At 33.8% G+C, this 13,183-nt stretch carries 15 protein-coding genes; 7 read left to right on the forward strand and 8 right to left on the reverse strand.

Annotation, left to right across the window (positions count from 1 at the left end):
* Positions 1-92 precede the first annotated feature (92 nt).
* A complete protein-coding gene (locus BLT84_RS08305; protein WP_091264383.1) occupies positions 93-722 on the forward strand; it encodes a MarC family protein in 630 nt (209 codons plus the stop codon).
* A gap of 4 nt (positions 723-726) precedes the next feature.
* On the opposite strand, the gene BLT84_RS08310 is transcribed toward BLT84_RS08305, so the two are convergent.
* The gene (locus tag BLT84_RS08310; protein ID WP_091264385.1) at positions 727-1,128 is read right to left on the reverse strand and encodes a hypothetical protein; all 402 of its coding nucleotides are present in this window, start codon (positions 1,126-1,128) and stop codon (positions 727-729) included.
* 125 nt (positions 1,129-1,253) lie between these two features.
* Here BLT84_RS08310 and BLT84_RS08315 point away from each other — a divergent pair, with 125 nt between their 5' ends.
* Positions 1,254-1,703 (forward strand): Lrp/AsnC family transcriptional regulator, encoded by a 450-nt coding sequence (locus BLT84_RS08315; RefSeq protein ID WP_091264388.1) that lies wholly within the window; start codon positions 1,254-1,256, stop codon positions 1,701-1,703.
* A gap of 5 nt (positions 1,704-1,708) precedes the next feature.
* Here BLT84_RS08315 and BLT84_RS08320 read toward each other — a convergent pair whose 3' ends face one another.
* The gene (locus tag BLT84_RS08320) at positions 1,709-2,617 is read right to left on the reverse strand and encodes a class I SAM-dependent methyltransferase (protein WP_091264392.1); all 909 of its coding nucleotides are present in this window, start codon (positions 2,615-2,617) and stop codon (positions 1,709-1,711) included.
* A complete protein-coding gene (locus BLT84_RS08325; protein ID WP_091264395.1) occupies positions 2,595-3,872 on the reverse strand; it encodes a DEAD/DEAH box helicase in 1,278 nt (425 codons plus the stop codon). Before BLT84_RS08325 ends, BLT84_RS08320 begins: the two co-directional genes overlap by 23 nt.
* A 256-nt stretch (positions 3,873-4,128) precedes the next feature.
* Here BLT84_RS08325 and BLT84_RS08330 point away from each other — a divergent pair, with 256 nt between their 5' ends.
* Entirely contained in the window at positions 4,129-4,326 is a 198-nt protein-coding gene (locus BLT84_RS08330) for a DUF1328 domain-containing protein (RefSeq protein ID WP_091264398.1), read from the forward strand.
* Between the two features lie 100 nt (positions 4,327-4,426).
* Positions 4,427-5,842 (forward strand): hypothetical protein, encoded by a 1,416-nt coding sequence (locus BLT84_RS08335; RefSeq protein WP_157717914.1) that lies wholly within the window; start codon positions 4,427-4,429, stop codon positions 5,840-5,842.
* Here the strand turns inward: BLT84_RS08335 and BLT84_RS08340 are convergent.
* On the reverse strand, positions 5,823-7,046 hold the full coding sequence (locus tag BLT84_RS08340; protein ID WP_091264405.1) for an MDR family MFS transporter: 1,224 nt from the start codon (positions 7,044-7,046) through the stop codon (positions 5,823-5,825). The genes BLT84_RS08335 and BLT84_RS08340 overlap by 20 nt on opposite strands.
* 78 nt (positions 7,047-7,124) lie before the next feature.
* On the opposite strand from BLT84_RS08340, the gene BLT84_RS08345 reads away from it, so the two are divergent.
* On the forward strand, positions 7,125-7,751 hold the full coding sequence (locus BLT84_RS08345) for a DUF1684 domain-containing protein (RefSeq protein ID WP_091264408.1): 627 nt from the start codon (positions 7,125-7,127) through the stop codon (positions 7,749-7,751).
* Here the strand turns inward: BLT84_RS08345 and crcB are convergent.
* Together crcB and BLT84_RS08355 are read right to left on the reverse strand one after the other, a co-directional pair.
* Complete coding sequence (crcB, locus tag BLT84_RS08350; protein WP_034890076.1) at positions 7,743-8,114, reverse strand: fluoride efflux transporter CrcB; 372 nt, start codon at positions 8,112-8,114, stop codon at positions 7,743-7,745. The two genes, BLT84_RS08345 and crcB, sit on opposite strands and share 9 nt — an antisense overlap.
* Positions 8,115-8,118: 4 nt before the next feature.
* Complete coding sequence (locus BLT84_RS08355) at positions 8,119-9,174, reverse strand: SRPBCC family protein (protein WP_091264411.1); 1,056 nt, start codon at positions 9,172-9,174, stop codon at positions 8,119-8,121.
* A gap of 90 nt (positions 9,175-9,264) precedes the next feature.
* Between BLT84_RS08355 and BLT84_RS08360 the strand changes: the two genes are divergently transcribed.
* On the forward strand, positions 9,265-11,328 hold the full coding sequence (locus tag BLT84_RS08360; protein WP_091264415.1) for a dipeptidyl-peptidase 3 family protein: 2,064 nt from the start codon (positions 9,265-9,267) through the stop codon (positions 11,326-11,328).
* A gap of 76 nt (positions 11,329-11,404) precedes the next feature.
* On the opposite strand, the gene BLT84_RS08365 is transcribed toward BLT84_RS08360, so the two are convergent.
* On the reverse strand, positions 11,405-11,593 hold the full coding sequence (locus BLT84_RS08365) for a hypothetical protein (RefSeq protein WP_091264419.1): 189 nt from the start codon (positions 11,591-11,593) through the stop codon (positions 11,405-11,407).
* A 48-nt stretch (positions 11,594-11,641) separates the two neighbouring features.
* On the opposite strand from BLT84_RS08365, the gene BLT84_RS08370 reads away from it, so the two are divergent.
* The gene (locus tag BLT84_RS08370; protein WP_091264423.1) at positions 11,642-12,028 is read left to right on the forward strand and encodes a nucleoside triphosphate pyrophosphohydrolase family protein; all 387 of its coding nucleotides are present in this window, start codon (positions 11,642-11,644) and stop codon (positions 12,026-12,028) included.
* Between the two features lie 47 nt (positions 12,029-12,075).
* Here the strand turns inward: BLT84_RS08370 and BLT84_RS08375 are convergent, their stop codons facing one another.
* Positions 12,076-13,149: a branched-chain amino acid aminotransferase gene (locus tag BLT84_RS08375; protein WP_091264427.1), complete on the reverse strand. Its 1,074-nt coding sequence runs from the start codon at positions 13,147-13,149 to the stop codon at positions 12,076-12,078.
* Positions 13,150-13,183: the final 34 nt, after the last annotated feature.

Genomic DNA, 13,183 nt, shown 5'->3' on the forward strand with positions numbered 1-13,183 from the left:
AAGGGTAGCGCTTTTTTTATTTTCAAAATGTATTAGATAATTATTTAATCCAAAAAATTAATTTAACTTCGCAGCTTCTTAAAACTAATCTAATGGAAAATCTGTGGTTATTTGCTATAGCTGTATTTACAGGTTTCTTCGCGATTAATAGTCCCGCTGGTAATATCCCGATTTTTATCAGTCTAACTAAACAGGCAGATAGAGCTACCAAAAAGAAGATATCTAAAAAGGCTACTATCACTGCTTTTATTATTGTTACCGGATTTATAATTCTGGGTAAATATATTTTCGATCTTTTTGGTTTAACAATTCCAGCTTTTAAGATCACAGGAGGAATTTTGATATTCTTTGTTGGATTTGAAATGATACGTTCTCAAGAATCTAGTATAGATAACCAAACTGAGGTAAACTTTAATGAAGGTATCTCGATCTCTCCATTAGCTATCCCTATTCTTGCAGGTCCTGGAACCATAGTTACTGCAATGAACTATACAACTACTGCAGGATACATAGAATTAGTCATAATTATCTCTATGCTAGCCTTAATTATGTGGCTCAACTATTTGGCTTTTATCTCTAGTGAATATTTGGTGAAATATATAGGTGCCAATAAAATCGTGGTAATAGAAAAGATCATGGGATTGATCATAGCCATTATAGGTACCAATATGTTTATACAGGGTGTAAAATTGGCATTCTTTACAGAAGATGTTCTAATTTAAATAACTACTCGTCTTTTTTGTAGTGAAGATTATTTAGCCAATCTGTAAATAGGTTTTCAAATTGAAGGATCTCAGATTTTAGAAGATTTAAGAACTCTGTTTCCTTCACTCCATTAAATTCTAACTTTCTGCACTTAATAAGCATTCTATTTGCAGATTTTCTAATATTATTAGCACGTTTTAATCTTAAAGAAGAATTGGAGGTATTATGTACCACTGCCAAACTTGGCACCAATCTTAGAGAGTCTGATACTATTTCTCCAGCAAAATGATAATTATAGTTATTGGAAATTCCCATTTCCATCACATTTTTATTGTCACTAATAATACATGCAATGGCGCGAGATACCTTAAAGATCTCCTGAGCTTTTTGGTAAACTTTTAATTGATTAAAATTAGATTCCATATAAAACTATAATTTCTTACGTTTCATAAAAATAGCAAGAATGCTGATGGTCATGCTTTAATATTTAAAGCATAATTGCGCTATTACTTTAATATTATGTAATTTTAATCTTAAAATATTTAAAAATGCCTTTAGATAGAATAAACTGGTTAATACTAGATGAGTTGCAGATCAATGCTCGTCAATCGTTTGCGGAGATTGGCAGAAAAGTTGGTTTAACCTCTCCTGCAGTAGCAGAGCGAGTTAAGAAGATGGAAGATAAAGGAATTATCAAGGGCTATAAAGCTGAGGTTTCCTATCACAAAACAGGACATCAATTAAAAGCAGTTATAACCTTAAGAGCTTTTATGGGAAGACTTAAGCCTTTTTTAGAGAAGGTAAAAGAATTTAAAGAAGTGATTAATTGTTATAGAATCACCGGTAATGAAAATATTATTATGGAAGTGGTCTTATTCGATCAAACTCACTTAGAAGAATTTATAGATAAGCTTATTACCTACGGAGAAACCAAAACGCATATAATTTTATCTAATGTTATAGAACATGCACCTATAAAAAGTAGGGGTGTTAGATAAAATTTTTATTTAATTCCACTTACCAGATACATCATTGAGCCTCCTGCAGCATGATACTGCTCTCTTTGTAATGCGCCCATCACATGCTCATCTCTCCTTGAGTATTTTTCCTGATACTCAAAATAGAACTGCATATATTCTTCCCCTGCAGCACTAAAAAAATCTATATCTTTTTGAGTATTAGATTTCCAAGAACTTCCCTTCATCCATTGTTTTAAGGTTGCTACTTGTTCCTCATTATTGTAAGGAGGGTACATTGCAATCGCTTTGTCAGACAATCTAACTTCAATATTCTTAAGTTCTTCCAATGCAAACATTCCCGGTAAGAGATCTCCTAGAGAATTATCTCCTCGACCCATATTTTTCTTACCTTTTTCTATGATCAATCTATATTTAATGTGGTCTAGAGTTTCCTCTATAGAATCATTTTTAGAAAGCGATGTTTTGGTTAAGCTTTGAACGATATTGTTTGGTTCTACACACAGCAAAATTCCACCAGATTTTAAAACTCGTAGCATTTCTTTAAGAGCTTTTTGCGGGTGAGGAACATGAATAAGAACTGTTTGGCAGGTAACCATTTCAAAATGATCATCATCAAAAGGCAGATTTTGAGCATCTCCTTTTAATAAACTGAAGGACCTATCTAAATTATAGATATGTCCTTCTAGTTCTTTATTTTCTGAATACCACCTAACATCACTATCTACTGCCGTAATAGAAGCGTTATAAGAAAGGTATGGCGCAAGTAACCTCGTCCAATGTCCATTTCCACAACCTACATCTAGCATAGATCCAATTCTGGATAGTTCGAGCCTATTTGCAGTGAGATCAAGAAATGCCTTGTTCCACCAAAAATCTCGATAGTCTCCAAAGTAATTCTCAGAATGTCCTTTATTTAGCTTTGGATCTGTCAAAACTTCTGCCCTTAGAATTATTATTAGAATTTGAGTTTGTTCGCTTAGAAGTAGAAGGTTTGTTCTGGTTTCTTGATGGTCTTCTTTGTTGAGGTTTCTTGGCCGGAACTTCAAACAATTCCATTGGATAGTTATGACCTTCAATTACAGGAATCTTCTGATCTATTAATTTTTGAATATCTCTAATGTATGATTTTTCCTCATAATCTGAAAAAGAAATAGCTTTACCACTAGCTCCAGCTCTACCTGTTCTTCCTATACGATGAACATAAGTTTCTGCTATGTTTGGGACCTCGTAATTAATTACCAAAGCCAACTCATCTATATCTATTCCACGGGCTGCAATATCTGTAGCTACAAGTACGCGGGTAGTCTTGTCTTTAAAGTTCTTCAAAGCTTTCTGTCTTGCATTCTGAGTTTTATTCCCGTGAATGGCTTCCGCTTTTATATTTTCCTTCATAAGGTCTTTAACCACCTTATTAGCACCATGTTTAGTTCTTGTAAAAACAAGCACTCTATCTGCATCATTATCCTGTAAGAGGTCTATAAGCAAATTTTTCTTATTCGCCTTATCTATAAAATATACTTCTTGCTGTATCATTTCCGCAGTAGAAGATACTGGTGTAACTTCCACTTTTACCGGATTATCTAAAATACTATTGGCAAGATCTAAAATAGAATCTGGCATGGTAGCAGAGAAGAATAAAGTTTGACGTTTTTGAGGAATTTTTTTGATCACTTTTTTTACATCATGAACAAATCCCATATCAAGCATTCTATCTGCTTCATCTAAGGTGAAAATTTCAATTTTAGAAAGAGAGATAAAACCTTGATCCATTAGATCCAATAATCTTCCTGGGGTTGCCACTAAAATGTCTACTCCATTTCTTAAAGCATTAACCTGAGAATTTTGAGGAACACCACCAAAGATCACAAGATGTTTAAGATTGGTGAATTGTCCATAATCAGCAAGGCTTTCACCAATTTGAATAGCAAGTTCTCTTGTAGGTGTTAAGATCAAACATTTAATGTCTGTTCTGCGACCATTGTTTTGAGAATTTGAGTTTAATAGTTGTATTGTAGGAATGGAGAAAGCGGCTGTTTTTCCTGTTCCGGTTTGGGCGCAACCTAGAACGTCGCGTCCTTTTAATATTGCGGGTATAGATTGTGCTTGTATAGGGGTAGGAATGGTATATCCCACTTTTTGTACTGCCTTTTGTAAAGGTTCAGTTAATTGTAAATCGTTAAATGTCATGTATGAATTATAAATGCTGCGCCGCTTGAAAATTTGTTCTGGGGCAGACTATGTGTAAATGTTGCGTTGTCGGAGAAGATCGCAACCGGCTGCAAAGATAGGGCTTTATTGTTAAGTAGGAAGTTTAAGGCAAGCAATGCCAAATTTTAACACTCTTTTACCGTATGAATATAATTTAGTTAAAATCTGCGTAATTGTAATTTCTTTAATACTTGTGCGACTACTCTGTAGTTATCTTTGATAAAAATAATACGCTATGAAAAATTATACTTTAATATTCCTTGCATTAACCGTTATAACTGGATTAATAGGCTTTACAGGAATGAACTTTTTTGGTATACCGGCGGTGAGAGTGTTATTTGTGATATTTGCCGATCTATTGGTGATCTCAGTATTAGCAAAAATATTTTTCCCAGCAACTGAAAATATGAAATTGCAAAGAGTTAAAAAATAATCCCAACATTTTGTTTAGAAAAAGCCCTTAAGGTCTCTATGATAGAGGCCTTTTTTTTATGCTCAATTTATTCTAACTTGATGTTTTAAATCTTGAATTCTTGAAATATCTATTCCTAACTTTCTTCATGTTCTCTAGTGTGCTAATTTCAGCACAGCAATTAACGCTTAAAAAAGGTATTGTAACAGATAGTTTGATTGTGGCAAATGCCTCAAATGAAACTTTTTCTATATACCTGCCAACTTCTTATACTACAGAAAAGACCTGGCCGATCATTGTAATTTTTGATTCTGAAGGTAGAGGTAAAATAGTTACACAATTATTTAAAAAGATAGGAGAAGAGCAAGGCTATATAATTGCGGCTTCCAATAATGTCTCGAAGGATCTGGATCTTTTAAAAAATGTAGAAATTGGTGATAGATTAATAGAGACCGTACAGGCTTATTTTTCTATAGACAAGAATTCTATTTATACCACCGGTAGTAATGAAGGAGCAGAAGCTGCCATGGCGGTCTCTGCTATTCGAACAGATATAAAAGGTGTGATGGCAATTGGAGATTTCTGGATTAACTCAGAGTTTCTGAAAAAAGATAAAGGATATGCTTTTGTGGGCATGATAGATTATAAAGATCCAGATTATTATAGGCTTAGCGATATCAGTAATTATATTTCCAAAATAGAATACCCCTCTCGTATTTACTTATTTACAAGTGCAAAGGAATATCCTTCAGCAGATCTTATCTATAGCGGTATATCTGAGTTTACGCTTCAACGACTGAAATCAGACTCAACAGTAAATGTTATTTCTGCACAGAAGTTATTTGAGCAAGATCTTCGAATCGCAGAGAATTTAAGAAGAAAGTTAAGTTTTTATGAAGCCTATGAATTTCTAGATCTCATGTCTCAAAAATTTCCAGTAGAAGGTTCTCAGGATATCATCAGAGAAATGCAAAAAGAAATTAAAAAAAATAAGATCTATAGATCTCAGCGAAGAAATTTTGCCAGAGCCATCACCACAGAAAACTTTAAGAAGTCTGAATTTTCCTATTATTTAGCTGATGATCTGGCACAGATAAATTTTGAAAATCTTGGATATTGGAATCAGCAAATTAAAGAGCTAGAAGAAAACAAGAGTTCTGAAAATATTGCAGAAGCGAGAATGGGTTATAGATTGCAAGGATATCTTCAAAATATGGCACAATTATCTCTTGTACAGTTTGAGGAGCAAGGATCTAGTATAGATCTATTAGTCTTTACAGCAGTATTACAAACTATCTTTGATAAAGAAAACCCCAAAGGATATTTTAAAGTAATATCATTAAGTGCCTCAGATGGCGACTACGAAACAGCGCTGCTTTACTTGGAAGATCTCCTAAAAACCGGCTATGATAATTTAGATGCACTTTATACAGTCCCCGGAACTTTAGATCTTAAATTGAGCCCGGAATATAATAAGATTATCAAGAAATACTTGGGAAGATCTAAATTCTATAATCTTAATTTGGAGGAGAACTAATAGCTTCTTTTCTTATTGTAATTTTCAGCCAGACAAGAAGCGCACAGGCTAGGATAGCTAAAAATACCATTGTGTACCACGTAAATTCATAGCCGAAATTTTCTATGAGTTGCATCCCCGAATTATGTCCAAAGATGTGGCTAATAGAAAAAGCGATACTGTAAAGTGCCATATAAGATCCTTGTTTGCCTCTTTCTGCTCTCTTTAAAGCAAATGTATTAGAGAATGGAAAGGCTATCATTTCTCCTATTGTAAGAAATATCATTCCAACTATTAGTATCCCTATTAATCCGCTTAAGTTTACAAGTAAAAAGCTTATTCCTACCAAAGCGGTACCCCAAACCATTAAACTAATAGGGTTAAACTTTCTACCTTCCAGATATTTTATTAGTGGCATTTCTAATAAAAATATCAAAAAGCCATTCATGCCCAATAATAATCCAATTTCGAATTCAGACATTTTAAAGCTTTGAGCATAGTACAAAGGCATGGTAGAGAAGTACTGAATGAATATAAATCCAAATAAGATCATGGATACTATAAAAAGTAAATAAGGTCTATCGCTCATAACCCCAAGCGGATTTAAGTTTTCTTCACGTTTATTTTCTATAGCCTTCTTAGGATGTAATAACTTTAATAACAATAATCCTGCTGCCAAACAGGTAATACCATCTACCCAGAAAAGTCCGCTGTACCCTGAAGTAGCTATTATTAGTCCGCCTAAAGCCGGACCGGCAGAAAATCCCAGATTAATTGCCAATCTTATAAGCGTTACAGATCTGGTTCTGTTTTCAGGCTTGCTATATGCGCTAATTGCTACAAATACTGCGGGTCTAAACATATCTGCCACCATCATCACCAAAAATATACCTGCACAGATTCCCCAAAAGGTTGTTGGGAATTGAAGTAGTACAAATAGAACAGAAGATAAGATCAGACTTCCGGTCATTGTTTTGTAGTGGCCTATAGTATCTACAAGTTTTCCACCCAACCATGATCCTGCTACAGAACCTAGTCCAAAAAATGTTAAGATCCATCCAACTTGCTCTAAAGAAAATCCTCTGCTCTTAGTTAGATATAAAGAAAGGAAGGGTATAACCATGGTTCCGGCACGATTTATAAAGGTAATAAATGCTAAAAGCCAAACTTCCTTCCTTAAGTCGCTAAAAGAATCTATATAAGAGCGGTATATTCTACTAATCATTGATAAGAGATAGATCTCAAAATTAAATTAATTTTCGCTAATATTATTCTCTAATTTGAATCAACTAAAAAGTGTATCATGTCATTTTTAAGATTAAAGAAAATAGTGTTGTTGTTAATTATGTTTGAAACATTTTGCGTTGCGGCTCAAACTTCTGGAAAGGAAAGTGTGTTAGAATTTCAGCGTAACATCAATAAGGAATTTAAAGATCCTGCCGAATCTCCTTTAACTATTGAAGAGAGAAAAGTTTTTAAAAGTCTTACCTTCTTAAAAATTGATACTACCTATGTTGTAGAAGCAGAATTTGTTAGAACACCTTTTGAATCTCCTTTTGAAATGCCAACTACAAAAGAGCGCACTCCAATCTATGTTAAGTATGGAGAATTATATTTTAAGCTGAAAGGAAAGAATTTGAAGTTGAACGTCTACCAAAGTCAGGATCTATTGCGAAAACCGGAATATGCAGACTACTTATTTTTACCTTTTACAGATCTTACTAATGGAGATATAACTTACGGCGGAGGTAGATATATAGACTTGTTATTACCTTTATCTAAAAAGGTAACTCTAGATTTTAATAAAGCTTATAATCCATACTGTGCTTACAGTAAAAAATATGCTTGTCCTATTCCTCCCGTAGAAAATGATTTAGACATAGCAATTCCGGTAGGGGTGAGTTATAATACTGAAGACTCTTTACACTAATTTTGACAGGAATAAACCAATAAATATAGCAGTAAATCCAGCAAGTAAACTTCCAAAAGTGTAAATAGAGAAGTTAAAATAATCTCCGGCTTTCAAAAGTTCCTGATTTTCAAAAGCAAAAGTAGAAAAGGTAGTAAAACCACCACAAAATCCTGTAGCTAAAAATAAGATCATATTATTAGAAAGTTGACCTCCTTTTAAAGCTATACCTAAAAAAAGGCCTAACAGCAAGCTTCCTAAAATATTTACGGTTAGTGTTCCTAATGGTACTTGGAACGGAAGCTGATTTAAATATTTTGAGATAGCATATCTTAGAACACTTCCCAAGCCTCCTCCTAAAAAAACCATTAATAAGGCTTTCATAAAACTAGTTTAGAATTTCTACTTCTGGCTGTATTAAAGGAATATATATTTCTGTGATCCAAAGAGATGGATTTTGTGTCTGTGCTGCGCTTACTTTATAAACCTCAAAAACAGCTTGATCTTCAGATGGTTGTAAATTGTTATCAGAAATATATTGGTACGCTTTATCCCAAGCCCTCTGCATATATTTATAATCACCCTTTAGAGTGGTCTTAATAACTTTTTGAACGGGTAGCATTCCATTAAGTATAGAACTCTCTGCAGGGGTAATCACTAAGCTTGGAGTAAAAATTCCAACAGAATAGATAGCAGAGTTGTTTTGTTTATCCCATTGATTATATAATACAAATGGATTACCAGATTCGGTAATATTATTTTGCTTCATATATAAAGAAACATCAGTAAACATTTGCGGCATCTTCACTCTCACTTGGCTTACTTTAGAAGCTGTAGTTGTGTACATATAAAATCCTCCACCATGCTGTGTAATGCCATCTACATTTATAGAATAAGCATTCATTTTATCTTCTGTAACCTTTTTCAATTTATCTAAACCTTCTGCTAACATAGGTTTAAGCATATTAGAAAAGGATTCATCTTTAAAAGCAAAGCCTAATTTTTCCATGAAACTTTGAGAGCCTTTTATGCCCCAAGTAACGAGTGTACCATCTTCTGCATCTTCAAATTTCCAATAAACATCGCTGGTAGATTCGCCATAGGTAGATTTAAAATTTAATTCCTGCTCTATAGAATTATTCGGAATAGCCTTAGTAGTAATAATATTTCCATCACCCATATCTTCGCTTTTCCAAGAGTATGAACCACCTTCACCGCTGGTTTTAGAGCCATAATCTAAAATTAAATCATCTGCATCATCCATCCATGGTCCCCAATTTTCCCAGTTACGGAAATCATTAACTTCATTATAAACAACACTGGTTGGTGCTGCAATATTTATACTGTCTTCTACCTGATAGTTTCCATCTTTAGTAGCTATATAGATGGCCCCTGCAATTATTGCAATTAAAATAAGAAAGAATAAATATTTAATAATTTTCATCTATTTGAGGGGGTTATTGGTTCAAAATGCTAATATAGTTAATTTAGAAGACGCGAATTCTTACATTTGCACCAAAATAAACAAAATTATATGAAACCTAAATTTCTATTGACGCTTTTTACGGCGTCTATTTTACTGTTTTCCTGTAAAGATGATACAAAGGATAATCAATTAGCTGAAGCCGATGTAAAAGTTGATACAACCTTTAACTTTACAGTAGAAGAATTTGCTGATATTAAAGTGTTGCGTTACCAGATCCCGGGGTGGGAAGATCTTTCTTTAAAAGAGCAGAAGCTGGTTTATTATCTTACACAAGCAGGTCTTAGCGGGCGTGATATTATGTGGGATCAGAACTATAGATATAACCTTGAAATTAGAGATGCGTTAGAAAATATTTATAACACCTATGAAGGTGATAAAGATTCTGAAGATTGGAATTCTTATGTTACTTACATGAAAAGAGTATGGTTCTCTAATGGGATTCACCATCATTACTCTAATGATAAGATGAAACCAGAATTTAGTAAAGAGTATTTTGATACTTTATTAAAAGAAACTAATACAGAACTTACAGGAGAACCTTACGAAGTTATCTTTAATGATAAAGATGCTAAAAAGGTGAACTTAGATCCTTCAAAAGGATTGTTGGAAGGGTCTGCAATTAATTTTTATGGACCAGATGTAACGGCTGCAGAAGCAGAAGCTTTTTATAAGAAGAAATCTTCTCCAAATGCTAATAAGCCGCTTTCTTTTGGATTAAATTCTACTTTGGTTAAAGAGAATGGAAAACTAGTTGAAAAAGTTTGGAAAAGTGGTGGTCTTTACGGTGCTGCTATAGATGAAATAATTAAGTGGTTAGAAAAAGCAAAAGGTGTGGCAGAAAATGAAAAGCAAGCCAATGCCTTTGGACTTCTTATAAAATATTACCAAACTGGAGATCTTCAAACTTGGGATGATTATAATGTTGCTTGGGTAGAAGCTACCGAAGGGAATATAGACTACATCAATAGTTTTATTGAAGTATATAACGATCCTTTGGGATACAGAGGTTCTTATGAGAGTATCATTCAAATAAAAGATTTCGAAATGTCTAAGAAAATGAAGGTTCTGGAAAAGAACGTGCAGTGGTTTGAAGATAACGCTCCATTATTGCCAGAGCATAAAAAAGATTCTGTTGTTGGTGTAACGTATAAAACTGTTATTGTGGCTGGTGAAGCTGGAGATGCTTCTCCAAGTACACCAATAGGAGTAAATCTTCCAAATGCCAACTGGATTAGAGCAGCTCATGGAAGTAAATCTGTTTCTTTAGGAAATATCATTGGTGCTTATAACAATGCAGGAAGCTCTGGAGTGCTAAAAGAGTTTGCCAATGATGAAAAAGAGATTGAATTGGAAGAAGAGTATGGTAAGAATGCAGATAAACTGCATACAGCATTGCATGAGGTGGTAGGACATGCTTCAGGGCAGTTGAATCCTGGAGTTGGAGAAACCAAAGAAACCCTAAAAAACTATGCTTCTACTATGGAAGAGGGTAGAGCAGATTTAGTAGGGCTTTACTACTTAATGGATCCAAAAATTCAAGAATTAGGCTTAACAGATGATTATAAAAAAACTGGTATGGCTGCCTATGATGGTTATATTAGAAATGGATTACTTACGCAATTGAGAAGATTGAATCAGGGAGATGATGTGGAAGAAGCTCATATGAGAAATCGCCAGTGGGTAAGTGCTTGGGTTTTCGAAAAAGGTAAAGCAGAAAATGTTATCGAGAAAATTTCCAGAGATGGAAAGACTTATTATGATATTAAAGATTACGATAAGTTAAGAGCGCTTTTTGGAGAATTACTTAAAGAAACACAGCGTATTAAATCTGAAGGAGATTTTAATGCAGCTAAGAATCTGGTTGAGAATTATGGTGTGAAAGTAGATCAGGCAATTCATAAAGAAGTGCTGGATAGAAATGCGCAGTTTAAATCTGCACCTTACAGCGGTTTTGTTAATCCTGTATTAGTTCCAGAAATGGATGATAATGGAGAAATTAAGTCGATCAAAATTGAGCAACCTGAAGATTTTCAAGCGCAAATGCTTAGTTACTCTAAGAACTATAATTTCTTAAAAGTGAAGAAAGCATCTAAAGTTACTGAGGCTAAATAAGCTGAAAGTATAACAGAATAAAAAACCTCATCAATTATATTGATGAGGTTTTTTTATTTGTAAAAAGGATAAGAAACTACTCGTGCAAGAATTTTTTGATAACAAATAGTAAACCTATAAATACCAAAAATCCTACGAGCACGTATAAGCTACCTTTATAATATTTTTTATGAAGCTGAAGGTCTTTTCTATAACTGTATATAATAATGATTACAAATGAAATAAAGAAGATGGCTGCAAAAACCCATTGACCGGTACTAAACATTTTTAGCTATTTTTATACAAAGTTAACTTTTAAAACTCATTCATTATAATGAAAAAGAGAATAGATAGCGTTCGTAAATTTCATGATGCATTTGGTCTAGGTAGTAATGAGAAGCCTGTGGCAGATCTTGGAGCAGCCAAGAATTTATTGAGATTCAATTTAATGCAAGAGGAAAATGAAGAGTACTTGGAAGCTGCAAATAATAATGATATTACTGAAGTTGCAGACGCATTAGGTGATATGCTCTATATTCTATGCGGCACCATTATAGAGCATGGAATGCAGCATAAGATAGAAGAGATCTTTGATGAGATACAAAGAAGCAATATGAGCAAACTGGGAGAAGATGGAAAGCCTATCTATAGAGAAGATGGGAAAGTTCTAAAAGGGCCAAATTACTTTAAGCCTAATTTTAATAAGATCTTGAATAAATAAATAAAAGCCTCTTATTAAGAGGCTTTTTAATTATATATAAAAGGAAATTATTCTTTAACAAGATATCTCCATCCAAATTTGTCTTCAGCAAGATTGTATTGGATCTTCATCATTCGTTCTTTAAAATAAGTAGCATAAGAGTCTGTAAGATTTTTGATCTCATAACGTTCACCTTTATGTCCAAATCCTTGAATAGGGTTAATTACAGCAGCAGTACCGGTACCAAAGATCTCTTTTAAAGAACCGTCTTTTGCAGCCTCCACAATCTCTTTTACAGCAACTCTTCTTACCTCAACTTTAATTCCATCTTCTTCTGCTAATTGAATCAAACTTTTTCTGGTAATACCATCTAAAATTCTGTCGTTAGTTGGTGCTGTGATCAATGTATCATTTATTCTGAAGAAGATATTCATCGTTCCAGCTTCTTCTAAGAATTCGTGAGAATTAGCATCTGTCCAGATAATCTGTTGGAAACCTTCTGCCTTAGCTAGATTAGTTGGGTAAAATTGTGCTCCATAATTCCCAGCAGCTTTAGCATAACCAACACCACCATCTGCAGCACGACTAAATCTTTCAGAAAATTGTACTCTAACCTCACCATTGTAGTAAGATTTTGCAGGAGAACATATTATCATGAATTTGTATTCTGTTCCTGGAGACGCAAGTACACCAGGTTCTGTAGCAATAACAAAAGGTCTTATATATAAAGAATTTCCAAAACCTTTTTTTATCCAATCTTTTTCCATTTTCAACAATTCTTCCAAAGCAGTAAAAAAGTGATCTTTTGGAAATTCTGGAATGGCTAATCTATGAGAAGATTTATTAATTCTATTAAAATTTTCTTCTGGTCTAAACATCCAGATCTTATCTTTGTCGTCTTTGAAGGCTTTCATTCCTTCAAAAACCGCTTGTCCATAATGGAATACTTTAGCAGCAGGGTCTAGTTGAATTGGCCCGTATGGCTTAATTTGTGGAGTTTGCCAGGCGCCATTCTTATAGTCGCAAATCATCATATGATCTGTAAAGATGTGCCCGAAGTTAAGGTTCTCAAAGTCTACAGAATCAATTTTAGAGGTAGGGGCTTTTACAATATCAAGGGCGATGGTTGCATCGTTTTTCATTATGTCAAAATTTAGATTGCAAATTTACCGAAAT

Source organism: Gillisia sp. Hel1_33_143, assembly GCF_900104765.1.
Lineage (GTDB): Bacteria > Bacteroidota > Bacteroidia > Flavobacteriales > Flavobacteriaceae > Gillisia.